This is a genomic window from Klebsiella sp. BDA134-6, assembly GCF_015601345.1.
Lineage (GTDB): Bacteria > Pseudomonadota > Gammaproteobacteria > Enterobacterales > Enterobacteriaceae > Klebsiella > Klebsiella grimontii.
Map to the genome: position 1 here is coordinate 670,286 of NZ_CP064784.1, position 20,527 is coordinate 690,812.

A 20,527-nucleotide genomic window follows, 5' to 3' on the forward strand; every position below is an offset into this window, starting at 1 on the left:
AGAAGGCGCGGGCTCCGCGCCTTCTTTATATGAACCGATGATGAAGCGCTATTCGTCGAAGAACCAGTAGCCCTGGTTAATCAAACGGGTCAGATCGGCGATAAACGCCGGATTGCGCAGCGCTGCCTCGCCTAGCTCCTCTTTACCCAGCAGGGTGTAGCGGCACAGCGCATCCAGAGCCGCGGGGTCGGTTGGCTCCAGCTGTTCGCTATTCACAAAGAAGCTGTCGCCGATGTGCAGTACGCGCAGGCCGCTCAGGCGGGTCAGCATTTCACCGCCCATCAGCGCGTCGACAATCTCCTCTTCTTCAAAAGGCGGTTCAGCGGGCGCAATATCCAGCTCGTGGCGCGGCGTGGTGGCAAAGCGCCCAAACCAGCGGCGGAAATCTTCTGGCTGGCTAATCATCTCGATCATCATGCCGCGCAGGCGTTCCAGTTCATACTCTTCTACCCGTCCCGGGTGTTCGCGACAGGTTAAATCCGGATCGCTGTAGTGCTCGCCGCCGAGATCGTTTTCCAGCGCGTAATCGGCAAAGCTGCTGATCAAATCGCGGCCGTTTGGCCCGCGGAAGCCGACGGAGTAATTCAGCGCCGTTTCGTGAGTGATCCCGTCATGCGGGAATCCCGGTGGAATATAGAGGATGTCGCCAGGTTCCAGATCCTCATCAATAATGGGCGGGAACGGGTCGACGTGCAGCAGCGCGGGATGCGGGCAGAACTGACGCATCGGTAGCTTATCGCCCACGCGCCAGCGGCGGCTGCCCATGCCCTGAATAATAAAGACGTCGTACTGGTCGATATGCGGGCCCACGCCGCCGCCCGGTACGGAAAAGGAGATCATCAGATCGTCCAAACGCCAGTCCGGCAGCACGCGGAAGGGGCGCACCAGTTCAGCTGCGGGCATATGCCAGTGGTTTACCGCCTGAGCCAGTAACGACCAGCCGGTTTCGCCCAGGCCATCAAAATGTTCAAACGGCCCGTTGCTGGCCTGCCATTGACCGTTCTTGAGGCTCACCAGTCGACTATCGACTTCCGGTTCCATGGCCAGCCCGGCCAGCTCATCCGGCGTAATCGGATCGACGAAATTCGCGAAAGCCTTCTTTAATACGACTGGCTGCTTTTGCCAGTACTTTTCTAAAAACTCGGGCCAGTTAATGTTGAGTTGATAAGCCATAGGTTTATACCAATAAGAAGAAACGGGCCTGATTATAGAAATAGGCACCCTCAAGCCGCTTTGTCATGGGTCAAGGCTGGTGCTTAATTCATCATCTGAAGTCACGACGCGGTAAGAGAGGGGGAAACGTAAAGCGGATAACGTTGATTTTTGCAAAATGTCGCTTTTGCCTGAATTCGCTACAGCCCGCGTGGCGTCTGGATTTTCCTCATTTTTTCTGGCGTGGATGGGGCGTGGGAAGTTTAAATTATGAGCGTTTGATAAGTTTTTTGTATTTTAAGGGTTGCTATATCCCGGCAGCTCCCTATAATGCGCTCCCACTGACACGGCAGATGTGAATCACTTCACAAACAACCCGGTCGGTTGAAGAGAAAAAATCCTGAAATAACGGGTTGACTCTGAAAGAGGAAAGCGTAATATACGCCACCTCGCAACGGTGAGCGAAAGCCGCGTTGCACTGCTCTTTAACAATTTATCAGACAATCTGTGTGGGCACTCAAAGTGACATGGATTCTTGACGTCCTCGGACGAAAAATGAATACCAAGTCTCTGAGTGAACATACGTAATTCATTACGAAGTTTAATTCACGAGCATCAAACTTAAATTGAAGAGTTTGATCATGGCTCAGATTGAACGCTGGCGGCAGGCCTAACACATGCAAGTCGAACGGTAGCACAGAGAGCTTGCTCTCGGGTGACGAGTGGCGGACGGGTGAGTAATGTCTGGGAAACTGCCTGATGGAGGGGGATAACTACTGGAAACGGTAGCTAATACCGCATAACGTCGCAAGACCAAAGAGGGGGACCTTCGGGCCTCTTGCCATCAGATGTGCCCAGATGGGATTAGCTAGTAGGTGGGGTAACGGCTCACCTAGGCGACGATCCCTAGCTGGTCTGAGAGGATGACCAGCCACACTGGAACTGAGACACGGTCCAGACTCCTACGGGAGGCAGCAGTGGGGAATATTGCACAATGGGCGCAAGCCTGATGCAGCCATGCCGCGTGTATGAAGAAGGCCTTCGGGTTGTAAAGTACTTTCAGCGGGGAGGAAGGCGATAAGGTTAATAACCTTGTCGATTGACGTTACCCGCAGAAGAAGCACCGGCTAACTCCGTGCCAGCAGCCGCGGTAATACGGAGGGTGCAAGCGTTAATCGGAATTACTGGGCGTAAAGCGCACGCAGGCGGTCTGTCAAGTCGGATGTGAAATCCCCGGGCTCAACCTGGGAACTGCATTCGAAACTGGCAGGCTGGAGTCTTGTAGAGGGGGGTAGAATTCCAGGTGTAGCGGTGAAATGCGTAGAGATCTGGAGGAATACCGGTGGCGAAGGCGGCCCCCTGGACAAAGACTGACGCTCAGGTGCGAAAGCGTGGGGAGCAAACAGGATTAGATACCCTGGTAGTCCACGCTGTAAACGATGTCGACTTGGAGGTTGTTCCCTTGAGGAGTGGCTTCCGGAGCTAACGCGTTAAGTCGACCGCCTGGGGAGTACGGCCGCAAGGTTAAAACTCAAATGAATTGACGGGGGCCCGCACAAGCGGTGGAGCATGTGGTTTAATTCGATGCAACGCGAAGAACCTTACCTACTCTTGACATCCAGAGAACTTAGCAGAGATGCTTTGGTGCCTTCGGGAACTCTGAGACAGGTGCTGCATGGCTGTCGTCAGCTCGTGTTGTGAAATGTTGGGTTAAGTCCCGCAACGAGCGCAACCCTTATCCTTTGTTGCCAGCGATTCGGTCGGGAACTCAAAGGAGACTGCCAGTGATAAACTGGAGGAAGGTGGGGATGACGTCAAGTCATCATGGCCCTTACGAGTAGGGCTACACACGTGCTACAATGGCATATACAAAGAGAAGCGACCTCGCGAGAGCAAGCGGACCTCATAAAGTATGTCGTAGTCCGGATTGGAGTCTGCAACTCGACTCCATGAAGTCGGAATCGCTAGTAATCGTGGATCAGAATGCCACGGTGAATACGTTCCCGGGCCTTGTACACACCGCCCGTCACACCATGGGAGTGGGTTGCAAAAGAAGTAGGTAGCTTAACCTTCGGGAGGGCGCTTACCACTTTGTGATTCATGACTGGGGTGAAGTCGTAACAAGGTAACCGTAGGGGAACCTGCGGTTGGATCACCTCCTTACCTTAAAGAACCTGCCTTTGTAGTGCTCACACAGATTGTCTGATAGATGTAAAGAAGCAAGACGGCTGCGAAGTCGTGACACCTCGTGTCCCCTTCGTCTAGCGGTTAGGACTCCGCCCTTTCACGGCGGCAACAGGGGTTCGAATCCCCTAGGGGACGCCACTTGCTGGCTGTGAGTGAAAGGCACAACCAACCGATATCTCAAAACTCATCTTCGGGTGACGTTTGAGATATTTGCTCTTTAAAAATCTGGATCAAGCTGAAAATTGAAACGACACACATGTTATGTGTGTTCGAGTCTCTCAAATTTTCGCGACACGATGATGTTTTACGAAACATCTTCGGGTTGTGAGGTTAAGCGACTAAGCGTACACGGTGGATGCCCTGGCAGTCAGAGGCGATGAAGGACGTGCTAATCTGCGAAAAGCGTCGGTAAGGTGATATGAACCGTTACAGCCGGCGATGTCCGAATGGGGAAACCCAGTGCAATTCGTTGCACTATCGTTTGATGAATACATAGTCAAACGAGGCGAACCGGGGGAACTGAAACATCTAAGTACCCCGAGGAAAAGAAATCAACCGAGATTCCCCCAGTAGCGGCGAGCGAACGGGGAGCAGCCCGGAGTCTGAATCAGCTTGTGTGTTAGTGGAAGCGTCTGGAAAGTCGCAGGGTACAGGGTGATACTCCCGTACACTAAAACGCACAGGTTGTGAACTCGAAGAGTAGGGCGGGACACGTGGTATCCTGTCTGAATATGGGGGGACCATCCTCCAAGGCTAAATACTCCTGACTGACCGATAGTGAACCAGTACCGTGAGGGAAAGGCGAAAAGAACCCCGGCGAGGGGAGTGAAAAAGAACCTGAAACCGTGTACGTACAAGCAGTAGGAGCCCACTTGTTGGGTGACTGCGTACCTTTTGTATAATGGGTCAGCGACTTATATTCTGTAGCAAGGTTAACCGTATAGGGGAGCCGCAGGGAAACCGAGTCTTAACTGGGCGTTAAGTTGCAGGGTATAGACCCGAAACCCGGTGATCTAGCCATGGGCAGGTTGAAGGTTGGGTAACACTAACTGGAGGACCGAACCGACTAATGTTGAAAAATTAGCGGATGACTTGTGGCTGGGGGTGAAAGGCCAATCAAACCGGGAGATAGCTGGTTCTCCCCGAAAGCTATTTAGGTAGCGCCTTGTGAACTCATCTTCGGGGGTAGAGCACTGTTTCGGCTAGGGGGTCATCCCGACTTACCAACCCGATGCAAACTACGAATACCGAAGAATGTTATCACGGGAGACACACGGCGGGTGCTAACGTCCGTCGTGAAGAGGGAAACAACCCAGACCGCCAGCTAAGGTCCCAAAGTCATGGTTAAGTGGGAAACGATGTGGGAAGGCCCAGACAGCCAGGATGTTGGCTTAGAAGCAGCCATCATTTAAAGAAAGCGTAATAGCTCACTGGTCGAGTCGGCCTGCGCGGAAGATGTAACGGGGCTAAACCATGCACCGAAGCTGCGGCAGCGACACTATGTGTTGTTGGGTAGGGGAGCGTTCTGTAAGCCGTTGAAGGTGGCCTGTGAGGGTTGCTGGAGGTATCAGAAGTGCGAATGCTGACATAAGTAACGATAATGCGGGTGAAAAACCCGCACGCCGGAAGACCAAGGGTTCCTGTCCAACGTTAATCGGGGCAGGGTGAGTCGACCCCTAAGGCGAGGCCGAAAGGCGTAGTCGATGGGAAACAGGTTAATATTCCTGTACTTGGTGTTACTGCGAAGGGGGGACGGAGAAGGCTATGTTGGCCGGGCGACGGTTGTCCCGGTTTAAGCGTGTAGGTGTGTGTTCCAGGTAAATCCGGTTCACTTTAACACTGAGGCGTGATGACGAGGCACTACGGTGCTGAAGTGACAAATGCCCTGCTTCCAGGAAAAGCCTCTAAGCATCAGGTAACATCAAATCGTACCCCAAACCGACACAGGTGGTCAGGTAGAGAATACCAAGGCGCTTGAGAGAACTCGGGTGAAGGAACTAGGCAAAATGGTGCCGTAACTTCGGGAGAAGGCACGCTGATATGTAGGTGAAGTGGTTTACCCATGGAGCTGAAATCAGTCGAAGATACCAGCTGGCTGCAACTGTTTATTAAAAACACAGCACTGTGCAAACACGAAAGTGGACGTATACGGTGTGACGCCTGCCCGGTGCCGGAAGGTTAATTGATGGGGTTATCCGTAAGGAGAAGCTCTTGATCGAAGCCCCGGTAAACGGCGGCCGTAACTATAACGGTCCTAAGGTAGCGAAATTCCTTGTCGGGTAAGTTCCGACCTGCACGAATGGCGTAATGATGGCCAGGCTGTCTCCACCCGAGACTCAGTGAAATTGAACTCGCTGTGAAGATGCAGTGTACCCGCGGCAAGACGGAAAGACCCCGTGAACCTTTACTATAGCTTGACACTGAACACTGGTCCTTGATGTGTAGGATAGGTGGGAGGCTTTGAAGCGTGGACGCCAGTCTGCGTGGAGCCATCCTTGAAATACCACCCTTTAATGGCTGGTGTTCTAACGTGGGCCCGTAATCCGGGTTGCGGACAGTGTCTGGTGGGTAGTTTGACTGGGGCGGTCTCCTCCTAAAGAGTAACGGAGGAGCACGAAGGTCAGCTAATCCTGGTCGGACATCAGGAGGTTAGTGCAATGGCATAAGCTGGCTTGACTGCGAGCGTGACGGCGCGAGCAGGTGCGAAAGCAGGTCATAGTGATCCGGTGGTTCTGAATGGAAGGGCCATCGCTCAACGGATAAAAGGTACTCCGGGGATAACAGGCTGATACCGCCCAAGAGTTCATATCGACGGCGGTGTTTGGCACCTCGATGTCGGCTCATCACATCCTGGGGCTGAAGTAGGTCCCAAGGGTATGGCTGTTCGCCATTTAAAGTGGTACGCGAGCTGGGTTTAGAACGTCGTGAGACAGTTCGGTCCCTATCTGCCGTGGGCGCTGGAGAATTGAGGGGGGCTGCTCCTAGTACGAGAGGACCGGAGTGGACGCATCACTGGTGTTCGGGTTGTCATGCCAATGGCATTGCCCGGTAGCTAAATGCGGAAGAGATAAGTGCTGAAAGCATCTAAGTACGAAACTTGCCCCGAGATGAGTTCTCCCTGACCCTTTAAGGGTCCTGAAGGAACGTTGAAGACGACGACGTTGATAGGCCGGGTGTGTAAGCGCAGCGATGCGTTGAGCTAACCGGTACTAATGAACCGTGAGGCTTAACCTTACAACGCCGAAGATGTTTTGGCGGATTTGAGAAGACAACAATTTCAGCATTGATTACAGATTTTCGGGAACGAAAGATTTTACGCTGAGGCAAGGCGGCAAATGAAGTAAAGGAAGGAGCATACTGAGGTATGTGACTGACTTTACGAATGCAGCCAACGCAGCATCGGTGTAAAAGATTCGTTTCTGACAACAGAATTTGCCTGGCGGCGATAGCGCGGTGGTCCCACCTGACCCCATGCCGAACTCAGAAGTGAAACGCCGTAGCGCCGATGGTAGTGTGGGGTCTCCCCATGTGAGAGTAGGGAACTGCCAGGCATCAAACACGTGAAGAGCCCATCCTGACGGATGGGCTTTTTGCGTTTTTGTGGCCTGAGAACTAACGCCAGAGTTGTATCACGTTACCGACAGCATTCATGTTTTCCAGCCTGAAGCCTGTCATACGCCCTCCCTCCGGTTAAAGCGTCGCTAACGCATGAAAATGTGTTTCTTTAGTTTACCTTATAGGATGAGTTCGGCCGTTTCAGCAGCTGATACAGCAATACCTAACATTACTGAACGTGTCAGCCGAACGGCTATTGTGATGAGGTATCCGCCGTATTAAAACAATATTGATTTATATCGCAATGAAATTGAAGAGGTTTTCCTGTCTGATCTGGACTTGGAACAAGAACGCTGAATATTGAGGCGAGTCGTTAGAGGAAATGATTATCAGCTGCGGTGAAGGAGAAAATAGTGCCCTTTTAAGCCTGTTTTTTTATTGAGAAATAACCTGCAAAGGATTTATTTTCTCAATAAAATAACCTTATGAAGGAGGTGTTTCTTAGGATGTATGTTTTATATGAAAATAAAAATATATATAAACTCGTCTCTTAATATTTAATGTGAATTATATTAAGAATATTTCCGATTTAATTCTTAAGTTACTCTAATGTAATCAGGTTAACAAATAGATACGAAACCCCCTTATCATGCCGGGAAGCAGGCATAACAGCTGGACTTTTTCTGCGAAATGACTTAGTGTCCTTAACACTTTGTTAACTCGATCTGGTTTAAGTTAATTCAAATTTGCTAAAAACATAGGGTGCATTGCCTGTATGGAAGCTAACCCGGTAACGTCTTTTGACGAATAGTGCATGTTACCGGCTGGCAATATGAGAATATAAATGAAATTTCTGATTAACTGGCCTCCTCTGCGCCAACCAATAAATTATATCCGGGAGCGTTTTACCTTTCTGGTCTTGCTCTGCTGGCCGGCGATCATCTGGCTGGTATGTCGGGCGCTTGTCTGGTTAACAGATGGGCTGATGGTTCTGCTCGGAAAGCCTACCGAACACTCCTTTACCGTCTATCTTCAGCCACTTATGACGCTAAGCGCGCTACTGAGAATTTCCGTCAGCTGGGTGCTGCTGCTGTTTATCCTGTTCAGCATGGCGATGGGGTTCACCTGGGCTCTGCGGCGCTTTATGAATCGAAATAAATAACGCCGATGCTGCGACCACAGGGAGCGGCACCGGCATTGACTCAGGCCATCTCACCGATCGTTTTACGAAAACGCAGTAGCGCGACAGTAAAAAACACCCCACCGATAGCCAGCAGCGTCAGAAACTGCGGCCAGACGATCGAGAAATCCGCGCCGCGATAAAGAATGGCCTGCGCCAGACTGACAAAGTGGGTTGTCGGCATGGTGAGCATAATATCCTGTACAGCCTGCGGCATACTTTCCCGTGGCGTCGAGCCGCCGGAAAGCATCTGCAGCGGCAACAGCACCAGAATCATCAGCAGCCCCAGCTGCGGCATGGAACGCGCCACCGTACCCATAAAAATGCCGATCGAGGTGGTGGCAAACAGGCTCAGGGCCACCCCAAGCATAAAGAGCGGTATCGAGCCCTCTATCGGTACTTGCAATACACCCTGAACCATCAAGATCAGGGAGAGTCCGGAAACCACCAGCACCACCAGCCCCATTGACCATATCTTCGCCATCATGATCTCAAACGGCGTGACCGGCATAACCAGCAGGTGCTCTATGGTGCCATGTTCCCGCTCACGTATCAGCGCCGAACCGGTCAGCACGATCGCCAGCATGGTGATATTATTGATAATTGCCATGACGGCGCCAAAACGCTCCTGTTCCAGGTTCGGGTTAAAACGCATTCTGACGGCCAGCTCAACCGGCAGCGTGCCGTTGTCCCGGTAGCGGGCGACAAAGCTGTTCACCTCGCCGGTGACGATATTCTGGATATAGCTATTGCCGGTAAACGCCTGGCTCATTCGCGTCGCGTCGACGTTAACCTGCAGCTCGGGCTGGCGTCCGGCCAGAACGTCGTGCTGGAAACCCGGCGGAATATTGATGGCGAAAGTATAGCGTCCCGCATCCAGCCCGGCATCCATCTCATCAGCGGTGATCAGCGCCGGCGGCAAAAACCAGGGCCGGTAAAACCCATTGATAATGCGCGATGAGAGCTGCGACTTATCCATGTCGGCAATAGCGATGGGCGCCAGATGCAGCGAACCCGGCATGACGGTCGCGGAGGAGTACACCGAGACGGTAAAAGCAAAGACAATTAACGTCAGCATCGCTTTATCGCCCAGCAGGCTGCGTAGCTCTTTCATCCCCAAATTATAAATATTGCGTAATCCGCGCATTATCCCTCCTGTTTTTTCAACAGCCACACGCTCAGGCCCAGCACCAGCGGAACTGCGATAAGCAGCGGAATAAAGGATCCCCACAAATCCGTCAGATTCAGCGCTTTGGAGAACGTTCCGCGCGCGATGGTCAGAAAGTGGCTGGTTGGATAAATCTGGCCAATCCAGCGGCCGGGCCCTTCCAGCGAGGCAACGGGATCGATCATTCCGGAGAACTGCGTCGCCGGGATAAGCGTAATGATCGCGGTGCCGAAAATCGCCGCAATCTGGCTTTTCATAAAGGTGGAGATCAGCAGGCCAAGCCCGGTGGCGATAGTGACGTAGAGCAGCGCGGCGAGGGTGAGCGTCAGAAAACTCCCTTTGTGCGGTACGCCAAAAACAAAGACCGACAGCGCGCAGAGCAGGAAGAAGTTGAACATCCCCAGCACGATATACGGCACCTGTTTACCCAGCAGAAATTCGCTGCGGGTGGTTGGCGTCACGTACAAATTGATAATTGAGCCGAGCTCTTTCTCGCGGACCACGCTAAGCGCGCTGAGCATCGCCGGGATCATCATCAACAGCAGCGGAATTACCGCCGGGACGATTGCCGGCAGGCTCTTCACATCCGGGTTATAGCGGTAGCGGGTCTCGATGGAAATCAGTGATGTATCGCGATTGGGGCTGGCCTGGCGACCGGCCATCTCCTGCAGCCAGGCCAGATGCATGGCCTGCACGTAGCCGCGCACCGTTTCCGCTCGGTTCGGCATCGCGCCGTCCACCCACACGCCAATTTGCACCGGCGTTCCCCTGGCGATATCACGGCCAAAATTAGGCGGAATTTCGATAGCCACCGCCAGCTCGCCGTTACGCATTCTTCTGTCCAGTTCGCTATAGCTTTGCAGCGGCGGTTGTTCGATGAAGTAGCGCGAACCGGCGATATTTTGCGACCAGGCCTGGCTGCTGACGGTCTGGTCGCGGTCGAGCACCGCAAACCGCAGATCTTCGACGTCCATACTGATCCCGTAGCCCATGATAAACATCAGGATCACGGTGCCGAGCAGGGCCAGGGTCGATCGCACCGGATCGCGGCGAAGCTCAAGCGCTTCGCGGCGACTGTAGCTAAACAGGCGCTGCAGGCTAAACCCCTGGCGCGGCGCCACGCTTTCGGCTTTGTGTTCTATCGCGGGAACCGGTGCAGCCTGCGCATCAGGCGGCTGGGCGGTATCCGCTGCTTCCTGTAGCCAGGCAATAAACGCCTCTTCAAGGCTGGCCGATCCGCGCTGTTCGACCAGCGTCTGCGGCGTATCGCTGGCCAGCACTTTTCCGGCATGCATCAGCGAAATGCGATCGCAACGCTCCGCTTCATTCATAAAATGGGTGGAGATAAAAATCGTCACCCGGTCCTGACGCGCAAGATCGACCATTAGCTGCCAGAACATATCCCGGGCCACCGGATCGACGCCGGAGGTGGGTTCATCAAGGATTAACATTTCCGGGCGGTGGATCACCGCGACCGCCAGCGAGAGCCGCTGGCGGATACCTAGCGGCAGCGAAGCGGGCAGGGTGTCCTCAACCTCTTCCAGCATAAAGCGCTGGCTCATTTCGGCGATCCGTCCGGGGATCTCCGCATCCGGTATATGGAACAGGCGGGCATGCAGTTCGAGGTTTTGCCGCACGGTCAGTTCGCTATAGAGGGAAAAGGCCTGCGACATATAGCCGACGCGGCGGCGGGTTTCGATGTCCCTGGGGTCGACCGGTTGGCCAAACAGCCACGCCTCGCCTTCGCTGGCCGGTAGCAACCCGGTCAGCATTTTCATGGTCGTTGATTTGCCGCAGCCGTTAGAGCCGAGGAAACCGAAAATCTCGCCGCGGGCGATACGAAAGTTCACGTGGTCAACGGCGATAAAATTACCGAAGCGCATGGTGAGCCCGCGCGCTTCAATCGCAATTTCGCTTTCATCGGCCTGGCGCGGCGGGATGATCACCTCTTTATGCGCCAGGCGCTGGGCTTCGGGTAGCAGGGCGATAAATGCCTGCTCCAGCGTCTGACTCGCCGTGTGCGCTTTAAGCTCATCGGCGCTGCCGGTCGCCAGAACCTCCCCCGCGTTCATGGCTACCAGCCAGTCAAAGCGCTCCGCCTCCTCCATGTAAGCGGTGGCGACCAGGACGCTCATCTCCGGCTGACGCTGGCGGATGTTGTCGATCAGATCCCAAAACTGCGCCCGCGAGAGGGGATCGACGCCGGTGGTGGGTTCATCGAGGATCAGCAGCTGCGGGTCGTGAATAAGCGCGCAGCACAGGCCGAGCTTTTGTTTCATCCCCCCGGAGAGTTTTCCTGCCGGACGATCGCGAAACGGCGCCAGGCCGGTACTCTGGAGCAGCTCATTGATGCGGATGTCGCGTTCGGCTTTATCATGGCCGAACAGACGGGCGAAGAAATCGACGTTTTCATAGACCGACAGAGTGTGGTAGAGGTTCTTCCCCAGCCCCTGGGGCATCCAGGCGATTTTCGGGCAGACATCCTGGCGATGGCGCACATCGCTCATATCGCCGCCGAGCACCATGACGTTACCGCGCTCAATCACGCGCGCGCCGGAAATCAGCGAGAGCAGGCTGGACTTGCCCACGCCATCGGGCCCGATCAGCCCTACCATACGGCGGGCGGGAATGCTCAGCGTAATGTCCTTCAGCGCGACGGTTGCGCCAAAGCGCTGGCTAACGTTTTCCAGGCGGGCGACGGTTTTCATTGCGGTAGCCTCACCGTCAGCGCTTCAGGCCACGCCAGCTGGTTATCCAGACGAACCCAGGCCATCCCGGGCAGGCCGGTCTTCACATACTCCAGATGCTCCGCCAGCAGCGCCGGCGGAATGCGGGCTTTCACGCGGAACATCAGTTTCAGCCTTTCGTCGCTGGTTTCCACCGTTTTAGGCGTAAACTGCGCCACGCTGGCGACAAAACTGATATTGGCGGGGATCACCAGATTCGGCGCGGCATCAAGGATAATTCGCGCTTCGCTGCCCAGCGCCAGCAGACCCGCCTGCTCGGTAGGCAGGAAGAAGGTCATATAGACATCGGATAAGTCGACCATATTCAGCACCCGGCCGCCCGCCGCCAGCACCTCTCCCGGTTCGGCGACGCGGTACTGAATGCGGCCATCGCGCGGGGCTTTCAGCTCGCTATCGTCGATATCGGCGATAATCCGCCGTTCGGTCGCCTGGGCGGCCTCGACCCGGGTTTGCGCCTGAATGATGCTGGTTCGCGCCGCCTCAATTGCGGCCCTGGCGGCAGAGACCTGCGCTTTGGCGGATTCCAGCGCCGCTCTGGCGCTTTCTGCCGCCGCCTGGTCGTCATCCAGCTGCTGCGCGGAGACCGCGCCGCGCTGCGAGAGCGTGCTGGAGCGGACGTGTCGTTTAGCCGAGGAGTTCAGCTCCGCCTGCCGCTGCTTCACTACCGCTTCCGTAGCGCGCATTTCGCTTTGGCGCTGGTCGAGCAGGGCTTTCGCGGCGGCAATCGCGCTCTCTGCTTCCTTGATTTGCGCAGCGGCTTCCAGCCGTTGTTCGTTGAGCACGCGGGTATCCATGCGGGCCAGAACGTCACCCTGGTGAACAAACTGCCCCTCCTTGACCAGTATCGTCTCGATACGCCCGGCGGTTTTGGTGGCGATATCGACTTCCGTAGCTTCAATTCTGCCGTTACTGCTGGCAAAGCCCGCCGGAATTCCCGGCGGGCGCAGCATCCACCATGCCGCTGCGGCAATCACCACCAGTAAACCAATAACGTATCCAACCCAACGTCGTTTGATTTTGTCCATATGCGACTCGCTTTGTTCCATAGGCTGAGTGGTGCGCGCTTCTCCTCCGCGTGGCGAAGTATCGTCTCTTCAGGAAAGGGAGGAATGGGGGGGCAAGGCCAACCGGCGCGTGAATCCTGCTGCGCGGCGAACCGGTCGGAAAGAGGTGCGATTAATGTGGTCATCATCAGCAATCCTCGCCTTAAATGAAACACGCATATTTATTGCTACCGTCAATGCAATACTAACACCCGCACTAATTATGTCCATATGGAAAACATGGACTTGTCGCAGGGTTAACATAAAAACAGCCGCGAACCGATATGCCAATATTACCCATAATACTATTTGGGTTTAATGCTTCGGGCACTCGCTCGTACAATCTCATAGCGCTTCATTAAATCATCATACTTATAAGCTATCGCACAACGCTAATAACCTGAGGATATTATTGGTAGGGAACTGGCGCATTTTTAATCTGGTTGCTCCAGGAGAACTGTTGTATGATCTCCGGCCCTGAAAATACACTCACGCCAGGCGAGCGCTTTATTCAATGAAAGATGAAAGCCAAAAATATATCTCAATTATTTTTAAGGAATGGTTGCCGCTGTACGACAGCCTGACGCCGGAGGTGAAGGCGGTACTTAAAAATATCGCCGGGCAGCAGGCGGAGGCGTTAGCGACCCGTTTCTATGACTTTATTTTTCAGGACCCGGATATCGCCAGGCATCTTACCTATGATTTAGTCCAGGAGCGGCTCAGTAGCTCGCTGGCCGGGTGGGTGAAAGATATCCTGATGTGTGAGAAAGAGAATTTGCAGGCGCTGGCGGAGCGGCAGTACCTGATCGGCAGCATCCATTCGCGTATCGGTATCCCGGCAGAGGCCGTGCTTCGCGGCGCGCGCCAGCTGAAAGCCGGGCTGATTGAAAATATCCGCGATAGTCACCTCGATCGCGAAACCAGCGTCGCCGCCATCTACTACGCCATCATGGCCATTAACATGGCGGTAGAGATGATGTGTCATGCCTATACTTTGTCGCACTATCGGGCGACAAAAAATGAAGAAGCCTACCGCCTGTATAGCCTGATGGATAACGTGCCGCTGGAATATGGCAAGCAGCAGGCCTCGCTCTCCGGTTGGGAAAATACCGCTATTTTTAATATCGTTAGCGATAATAAGACAGATATTAACGGCGCGTTATTATCTGATTCGGAATTTGGTCTGTGGTTCCGCCATAAATGCGTGCGTTATTTTAACAAAAATCCGCAAATGGAGGAGATCGCCGATTTAATTAGCAAGGTGGATGCGCTGTTATCCGCCTGGAAATCCTCCTCTGACGGTTCTGAGTATAAAAATACGCAGGCTCTGCTGCAGGGGATTCATATCCATTGCCAGCAGATCGGCAGCCAGTTGGGGGTACTCTTTAGCAGCCTGTCGCAGATGCAAAGCGGTAAGGATTCGCTGACCAGCCTGCTGAACCGTCGCTATCTGCCGGTTGTCCTCAAGCATGAAGTGACGCTGGCGATGGAGTATGAGCTGCCGATGACGGTGGCGATTATCGATATCGACCACTTTAAAGAGATCAATGATAGCTGGGGTCATATGGTCGGTGATCGGGCCATCAAGCATGTTGCGGAGTTGCTCAGCGATAACATTCGTTCCAGCGATTATATCTTCCGCTACGGCGGCGAGGAGTTTCTGCTGGTGCTGGTGGAGACCGGTGCCGCGGAAGCCTTTACGATCCTTGAACGGCTGCGTAAAAAAATCAGCCAACTGGCGTTTAGCGTTGGCGCTGACAATGAGATTTCGATTACCGCCAGCATCGGCTACGCCGTCCACACCGGTCATCCGGATTACAATCTGCTGCTGCGCGATGCCGACAGCGCGCTGTACGTCGCCAAGCGCGATGGGCGCAACTGCGTGAAAATGCATGAAAGCGACGGAAATTAAGCTGACGGCCCATCCCGGAGGCGGCGCGCTGCGCCTGTCCGGGCTACCGGATCGCAGACGGCTGTGAACATGTAGCCCGGGCAAGGCGCGCCAAGCGCCGCCCCCGGGAGAGATGTGGCAGCGGATTTCAATGCGGCGAGATCTCCGCGCCTCAAAACAGCACCGGCAGCCCCAGGCCACGCTTCACTTCATGCAGCGTCCGTTGTGTCAGTTCGTGCGCTCGCTCGCTTCCCCGGCGCAGCAGCGTCAGCAGCATGCCTTTATCCTGAATATAGGTCGCCCGGCGTTCGCGTATTGGCGCCAGCAGCTCCTGTAAGCAGGTCTCCAGCGCGTTTTTACACTGCCTGTCTCCCAGTCCTCCGCGCCGATAGTGGGCTTTCATATCGGCAACGAAAGCCTTATCAGCATGAAAGGCGTCGAGATAAGTGAAGACCACGTTGCCTTCTACCTGACCCGGGTCGGCGACCCGCAGGTGATTCGGGTCGGTATACATGGCGCTGACCGCACGATGGATCTCCTCTTCACTGGCCGAAAGGGTGAGGGTGTTCCCCAGCGATTTCGACATTTTGGCATTGCCATCGATGCCCGGCAGGCGGCTGACGTCGCTGAGCAGCGCTTTGCAGTGCTGTAAGATCGGCGTCGTGGTCAGGCTATTCATTTTGTGCACGATCTCATTGGTTTGTTCAATCATCGGTAGCTGATCGTCGCCGACCGGCACCAGTTCGGCCTTAAAGGCGGTGATATCGGCGGCCTGGCTAATGGGATAGGCTAAAAATCCCACCGGCAGCGAGCGGGAAAACCCCTTCTGGGCGATTTCATTTTTTACCGTCGGATTACGTTCAACCCGGGCGACGGTGACAATATTCATATACAGCGCGCTGAGTTCGGCCAGCGCCGGCAGGGCGGATTGCAGGCAAATGGTGGTCTTCTGCGGATCGATGCCGACGGCGAGATAATCAGCCATCACCTCAAGGATATTGCTGCTGATTTTTTGCGGGTTGCTGCCGTTGTCGGTCAGACCCTGGAGATCCGCGACGAGGATAAACTGCTGGTGGTCGTGCTGGAGCAGCACGCGCTGGCGCAGGGAACCGACGTAGTGGCCGAGGTGCAGCTGGCCGGTAGGACGGTCGCCGGTCAGGATCGTTTGGCTGGTGTTCATAAGTGACTCCTTAGGATGCTATCAGGCCGAAGGGCGACACTCAGAAACAACAAAGCCGCCTTCCGGCGGCTTTGAATAGAGGAAACGTCAAATCTTGCCGCCTGTTATGCAGGCAGCCACCAACGGCGGAGGTGAGAGATGACAACGTTTCTGTTCATCTTTTTATCCTGCCACGAAAAGCCGCGGCAGTAAAAGCCCTTTTTCATTCAGCGATAAACCGGCAGCAGGTTAAAGCTGGATAAAATATGAATTATTGCGTTGGCGCCGCCGAAGCACAAAATCAGGATAATCATGGCATTGCCGCCCCAGACCCGATAGTTCGGGCTGCCGAAACGCCTGCGCGAGGCGCGCGCCAGCAGGGCGGGGACGATAGCGGCCCAGACGGTGGCGGCGAGACCGGCGAAACCAATGGCGTAGATAAAACCGTTAGGCCACAGCAGCCCGCCGGCGATCGGCGGCAGAAAGGTCACCAGCGCGGTTTTAAACCGCCCCAGCCGGCTATCGTCAAACTTAAACAGATCCGCCAGATAATCAAACAGGCCGAGCGTGACGCCCAGGAACGAGCTGGCGACGGCGAAGTTGGAAAAGACCGTCAGCAGTAAGTCCAGGGTCGAACTGTTCAGCAGGCCGCTTAAGGTCTGTACCAGCACGTCGATATTGCCGCCTTTTTCGGCGATAGCAATAAACGCCGGGCGCGGGATATTACCCATGGTGCCGACCAGCCAGATGATATACAGCACCAGCGCCATCAGCGTGCCGAGCAGCAGGCAGCGGCGAATGATAAGCGGATCTTTACCGTAATACTTCATCAGGCTGGGGACGTTACCGTGATAGCCAAATGAGGCGAGACAGAACGGTAGCGTCATCAGCACGTAGGGCAAATATGACGCGTTGGCTTCTGAGCGGTTAAACAGAATCGCGGGCTCCACGTGCCACATCAGGCCGCCGAAGGTCATAAAGAAGGTGAGGATTTTGGCGCCCAGCACAATAGTCGTCATCCGGCTTACCGCTTTCGTACTCAGCCAGACGATAAAGGCGACCACCAGCGCGAACGCCAGTCCGCCCAGGCGTGCGGGAACCGCGAGGTTCATCTGCGCAAAAGTATGCTGAATAACAGAACCGCTGGCGGAAATATAGGCGTAGGTCAGGATATATAAAACAAAGGCGACGGTCAGGCCGTTAATAATATTCCAGCCGTTTCCGAGTAAATCCTTGGTAATCGTGTCGAAGCTGGCGCCAATATGATAATTGAGATTGGCTTCGAGGATCATTAACCCGGAGTGCAGCATGCAAAACCAGGTAAAAATGAGCGCCAACAGCGACCAGAAAAACCAGGCACCGGACATCACCACCGGTAAAGAAAACATGCCGGCGCCAATAATCGTGCCGCCGATAATCATCGCTCCGCCAATCAGCGATGGCGTATTTGTTGAGACCGCTTTTGAGACTGATAGTGTAGCCATAAGGTGCATTCCTCACGTGGCTATAATTATTATACCCGTCATACTTCAAGTTGCAGATGTGTTGGCTGCGTTCACTCACCCCAGTCACTTACCTCAGTAAGCTCCTGGGGATTAATGAGAGGCTCCTGCCTCTCACCGGAGGCCAGCCTTCGGCTGGTCAAATTCGTTCCCGACGAATTTGTCCCTCTCTTGCCGCCTTTCTGCAACTCGAATTATTTAGGGTACAGATAACGGCTGCGGGCAAACGGCTACCCGGCGCAACCCGAATGATTGAGCTTAAAGAGATGGATTTAAATTAATGGCGCTCCCGTTGCGAGAGCGCCAGGACGTTATTTATTTCACCGGTTTCAGTCTGGCGACAAAGTGGCGCAGTACCGGCGGCTCATAGGTAAAGGTCAGACCCTTAATCGTGGCGGCGCGGGCCTTAACGGCGATCAGCGCATCAGCGATATAGTCCATATGATCGTTGGTATAAACCCGGCGCGGAATGGTCAGGCGCAGCAGCTCCATCGGCGACGCCTTCTGTTTGCCCGTTTGCGGGTCGCGGCCCAGCAGCAGGGAGCCGATTTCCACGCTGCGGATGCCCGCTTCCAGATACAGCTCGTTGTTTAACGCGTGCGCCGGGAACTGCTCCGGTGGGATATGCGGCAGCAGCAGCTTAGCATCGACGAACACCGCATGGCCGCCGGTCGGATACTGAATCGGAATGCCGCCTTCGCGCAGGCGTTCGCCGAGGTATTCCACCTGATTGATGCGATAAGCGAGGTAATCCTCGTTGGTCCCTTCTTCCAGGCCGATAGCCAACGCCTCCATATCGCGCCCCGCCAGGCCGCCGTAGGTGACAAAGCCCTCCATCGGCACGCAGCGGATGCGCACTTCGTTGAAGAGATCTTCGTCATCGCGGAAGCAGCAGAGTCCGCCGATATTCACCATCGGGTCTTTCTTGGCGGACATGGTCAGCATATCGCCGTACTGGTACATCTCAAGAATAATCTCTTTCACCGATTTATCGGCGTAGCCCTCTTCGCGCTGTTTAATAAACCAGGCGTTTTCGCAGAAGCGGGCGGAGTCGATCACCACCGGAATATTATTCTGGCGGGCAATCTGATACACCTCGCGCATATTCGCCAGCGATACCGGTTGGCCGCCGGAGCTGTTACAGGTGACGGTGGTAATAATCGCCGCCACGTTTTCCGCGCCGTGTTCGGCGATGGTCGCTTTGAGCAAATCAATATCAAAGTTGCCTTTCCAGTCGTACCACGAGGTAGTGTCGAAGGCTTTCGGCGTCACCACGTTAATGGCTTTCGCGCCGTTGAGCTCCACGTGCGCGGCGGTGGTATCGAAGTGGAAGTTGGAAATAAACACCGGATGCGCCGACTTGCGGCGAGCAATCAGGCTCGGGAACAGAATCTGCTCCGCGCCGCGCCCCTGATGGGTGGGAATGGTATATGGATAGCCGATAATCTCTTTGACCTTTTCGCACAGATGCTGATAGTTACGCGACCCGGCGTAGGCTTCGTCGCCCATCATCAGCCCGGCCCACTGATGGTCGCTCATCGCGCCGGTGCCGGAGTCGGTCAGCAGGTCGATATACACGTCCTGGCTATTGAGTAAAAACGGGTTATAGCCCGCCTCTTCCAGCGCTTTGACGCGATCGTCAAAAGTGGTCATACGAATGTTTTCGACCATTTTAATGCGGAACGGCTCAGGAATACGTTTCATTTATTTTCTCCATGGGGATGCTGTGCCGCGTTTGGCTATTTGGCGACAAATAACAGACGCAACAAATAGCGACTAAACGCAGTGCTGAATTAATTTTTTAGGGAATGAACAGCAGCGGAGAATTAACGAGGGAAGTCGTTGGAGATGCGGTGATCTAAATTATACCAGTCGTCCAGGCCGCCCTGGGCAATGAGGCGATAAATCGATTTTTGCGTCATGACATCGTCCTCTGTGAGTGAAGGGATGCCATAAAAATAAGGTAAAATGAGAAAATAACCACGATTAAAATCACAAAAAATTATTTATCGATAAGCGGAGTATAAAAATTTGACGCTCGTCGTCTTTTTAGCGTTATTGATTAGCAGGCGATGGTTTTTTGTTTTTTTATTACGCCAATAATGGTTTATTGAGTGAGGTTATTAGCGCCTTCACCGCAATCAATGAAGGCGCAGGCGGGACTTACATGCTGGAGAAGACGTTCATAATGATGCCGCCGGAGATGATCAGCACCATGGCGAGAATGGCCGGGATATCCGGTTTTTGCTTATAAAGGATCATTGAGCAAATCGTGACGCCGACGATGCCAAAACCGCACCACAGCGAGTAGGCGACGCCGACCGGAATAGTGCTCATCGCGCGGGTGAGGGCGAAGTAGCACAGGCCGTAGGCGCAGACCACCAGCACCGACGGCGCCAGCTTGCTGAAGCCGTTGGTCTTTTTGATCATCGATGTGCCGGTGATTTCGGAGCCGATAGACAGCGCCAGCCATAAAAATCCGAGGTTAAACATAGGTAATTCCTTTTTTTGTTAGTTGGCGACTTTTTTGTCCAGAGATGCAGCGACTGGTTGCGCGGGCGCTTCCTCGCTCTCTTCGCTACCCATTTTGGAAAACAGGTTCATGATCACGATCCCGCTGGCGATAACCGCCATACCGATAATGGCGGCGGTGTCCGGGTGCTGGCCGTAAAACGCCATTCCCAGGGTCGACACCACGAGGATGCCGGTACCGGACCAGGTGGCGTAGGCCAGACCGACGGGAATATCCTTCACCGCGCGGGACAGCGAGTAGTAGCAGGTGCAGTACAGCAGCACCAGCAGCCCGAGCAGCAGCATTTTGGTCATCCCTTCACTGCCGCCGAACATTTTGAGGGTGGAGGTGGCTGAGGTTTCGGAAACGATAACCAGCAGCATCCATAGCCAACACTTTGTTTTTGAAGACATAAATTAAACTCCGGGTTT

12 protein-coding genes, 1 tRNA gene and 3 rRNA genes are annotated in these 20,527 nt (G+C 54.4%); 6 read left to right on the forward strand and 10 right to left on the reverse strand.

Annotated features, from left to right (window positions below; all coding sequences use genetic code 11):
- Positions 1-48: 48 nt before the first annotated feature.
- Complete coding sequence (locus tag IYV58_RS03135; protein ID WP_004128415.1) at positions 49-1,173, reverse strand: ribosomal protein uL16 3-hydroxylase; 1,125 nt, start codon at positions 1,171-1,173, stop codon at positions 49-51.
- Positions 1,174-1,775: 602 nt separating this feature from the next.
- Between IYV58_RS03135 and IYV58_RS03140 the strand changes: the two genes are divergently transcribed.
- The 5 genes from IYV58_RS03140 to IYV58_RS03160 all read left to right on the forward strand — a co-directional run bounded on the left by IYV58_RS03140 (position 1,776) and on the right by IYV58_RS03160 (position 8,056).
- A 16S ribosomal RNA gene (locus tag IYV58_RS03140) occupies positions 1,776-3,315 on the forward strand.
- An 87-nt stretch (positions 3,316-3,402) separates the two neighbouring features.
- A tRNA-Glu gene (locus IYV58_RS03145) sits at positions 3,403-3,477 on the forward strand.
- A 190-nt stretch (positions 3,478-3,667) separates the two neighbouring features.
- Positions 3,668-6,573, forward strand: a 23S ribosomal RNA gene (locus IYV58_RS03150).
- Positions 6,574-6,774: 201 nt separating this feature from the next.
- A 5S ribosomal RNA gene (rrf, locus tag IYV58_RS03155) occupies positions 6,775-6,890 on the forward strand.
- The 16S, 23S and 5S rRNA genes sit together here with 1 tRNA gene alongside, the layout of an rRNA operon.
- A gap of 848 nt (positions 6,891-7,738) precedes the next feature.
- Positions 7,739-8,056, forward strand: a complete 318-nt coding sequence (locus tag IYV58_RS03160; RefSeq protein WP_004128418.1) for a hypothetical protein — start codon at positions 7,739-7,741, stop codon at positions 8,054-8,056.
- Between the two features lie 40 nt (positions 8,057-8,096).
- Here IYV58_RS03160 and IYV58_RS03165 read toward each other — a convergent pair whose 3' ends face one another.
- Genes IYV58_RS03165 through IYV58_RS03175 form a run of 3 tightly spaced genes read right to left on the reverse strand, consistent with a single transcriptional unit; the run spans position 8,097 to position 13,014 of the window.
- Positions 8,097-9,221, reverse strand: coding sequence for an ABC transporter permease (locus IYV58_RS03165; protein ID WP_142445101.1), 1,125 nt, complete (start codon positions 9,219-9,221; stop codon positions 8,097-8,099).
- The gene (gene rbbA, locus IYV58_RS03170) at positions 9,221-11,950 is read right to left on the reverse strand and encodes a ribosome-associated ATPase/putative transporter RbbA (RefSeq protein ID WP_195729421.1); all 2,730 of its coding nucleotides are present in this window, start codon (positions 11,948-11,950) and stop codon (positions 9,221-9,223) included. Before rbbA ends, IYV58_RS03165 begins: the two co-directional genes overlap by 1 nt.
- Positions 11,947-13,014: an HlyD family secretion protein gene (locus tag IYV58_RS03175; protein ID WP_004128432.1), complete on the reverse strand. Its 1,068-nt coding sequence runs from the start codon at positions 13,012-13,014 to the stop codon at positions 11,947-11,949. Before IYV58_RS03175 ends, rbbA begins: the two co-directional genes overlap by 4 nt.
- A gap of 532 nt (positions 13,015-13,546) precedes the next feature.
- On the opposite strand from IYV58_RS03175, the gene IYV58_RS03180 reads away from it, so the two are divergent.
- Positions 13,547-14,944: a GGDEF domain-containing protein gene (locus IYV58_RS03180; protein WP_004128440.1), complete on the forward strand. Its 1,398-nt coding sequence runs from the start codon at positions 13,547-13,549 to the stop codon at positions 14,942-14,944.
- 151 nt (positions 14,945-15,095) lie between these two features.
- Here IYV58_RS03180 and trpS read toward each other — a convergent pair whose 3' ends face one another.
- From trpS to IYV58_RS03210, 6 genes are all read right to left on the reverse strand, one after another.
- Positions 15,096-16,103 (reverse strand): tryptophan--tRNA ligase, encoded by a 1,008-nt coding sequence (gene trpS / locus IYV58_RS03185; protein ID WP_004128443.1) that lies wholly within the window; start codon positions 16,101-16,103, stop codon positions 15,096-15,098.
- 206 nt (positions 16,104-16,309) lie between these two features.
- Positions 16,310-17,566: a tryptophan permease gene (gene mtr / locus IYV58_RS03190; protein ID WP_004128446.1), complete on the reverse strand. Its 1,257-nt coding sequence runs from the start codon at positions 17,564-17,566 to the stop codon at positions 16,310-16,312.
- A gap of 333 nt (positions 17,567-17,899) precedes the next feature.
- Entirely contained in the window at positions 17,900-19,288 is a 1,389-nt protein-coding gene (gene tnaA / locus IYV58_RS03195) for a tryptophanase (protein ID WP_004128455.1), read from the reverse strand.
- A 122-nt stretch (positions 19,289-19,410) separates the two neighbouring features.
- Positions 19,411-19,506, reverse strand: coding sequence for a tryptophanase leader peptide (tnaC, locus tag IYV58_RS03200; RefSeq protein ID WP_004098218.1), 96 nt, complete (start codon positions 19,504-19,506; stop codon positions 19,411-19,413).
- Positions 19,507-19,747: 241 nt separating this feature from the next.
- Positions 19,748-20,077 carry a DMT family transporter gene (locus tag IYV58_RS03205; RefSeq protein WP_004108688.1) on the reverse strand — a complete coding sequence of 110 codons (330 nt, stop codon included), beginning with the start codon at positions 20,075-20,077 and terminating at the stop codon, positions 19,748-19,750.
- An 18-nt stretch (positions 20,078-20,095) separates the two neighbouring features.
- Positions 20,096-20,509, reverse strand: coding sequence for a DMT family transporter (locus tag IYV58_RS03210; protein ID WP_049114468.1), 414 nt, complete (start codon positions 20,507-20,509; stop codon positions 20,096-20,098).
- Between the last annotated feature and the right edge of the window lie 18 nt (positions 20,510-20,527).